The following is an 843-nucleotide window of genomic DNA, read 5'->3' on the forward strand; positions in this document are numbered from 1 at the left end:
CAAGAAGGAGCAGGTCCCCGCCCCCCCGCCGCCGGGAAGGGAGGCAAGCGTCACGAACCCATGACAAATACAACCCTCGGTTGAGTCAGGCTCAGGAGGGCCGCCATTCCCGGGCTCCGGCATGCCCGGGGAAGGCGGCCTTCCACTGGCCCCAAGGCCTCCAGCCGGGCGGCCCCGTCCTCCCGCGGGCACCCCTTCCGGATTTTGCTGGAACGCCCAGGCCGACGCGCTAGGACACGGCCATCTATCTTTGGAACACCGAAAGACAGGGAGGCCGTAGGTGAGGGAGGATGCGCCCATGAAGGACACACAAGCCCCGGAGTCGATACCCGGCCCGGACGGCAGCAGGTCCCGGGGTTCGCAGCAGTCGCAGCAGCTGGGTGAGGTGCTGGAGTTCATGCGCCTCCTGTGGGCCGTGGACCATGGCCTGCAGTCCACGTCCAAGCGGATGGAGTCCACGCTGGGGCTCACCGGCCCGCAGCGGCTGGTCATCCGGCTCGTGGGCCGCTTCCCGGGCATCACCGCCGGCACGCTCGCCAACATCCTCCACGTGCACCCCAGCACGCTCACCGGCGTGCTCAAGCGCCTGGAGAAGCGCGGCCTGCTGGAGCGCAAGTCGGATCCGCTCGACGGCCGCAAGGCGCTCTTCGCGCTCACGGACTCCGGCCGCGCGCTGGACATCCCGTCCGAGGGCACCGTCGAGTCCGCCGTGCAGCGCGTGCTCGCCCGCCTGCCCCGCGACCGCATCGTCTTCACCCAGGAAGTGCTCAAGGCGCTCGCCGAGGAGCTGGGCGGCCTCTCCGCGCCCCTGGAGGACGCTCCGGCGGCCTCCCGCACCACCCC

General features: G+C 70.8%; 1 protein-coding gene. It reads left to right on the forward strand.

All coding sequences use genetic code 11. The annotated features are described in order from the left end of the window. Positions 1-298: 298 nt before the first annotated feature. Positions 299-843 (forward strand): MarR family winged helix-turn-helix transcriptional regulator (locus D7X55_RS39885; protein ID WP_147470440.1); only part of this gene is annotated, 545 nt, incomplete at its 3' end.

The sequence above is a fragment of the Corallococcus sp. AB049A genome (assembly GCF_003668885.1).
Lineage (GTDB): Bacteria > Myxococcota > Myxococcia > Myxococcales > Myxococcaceae > Corallococcus > Corallococcus interemptor.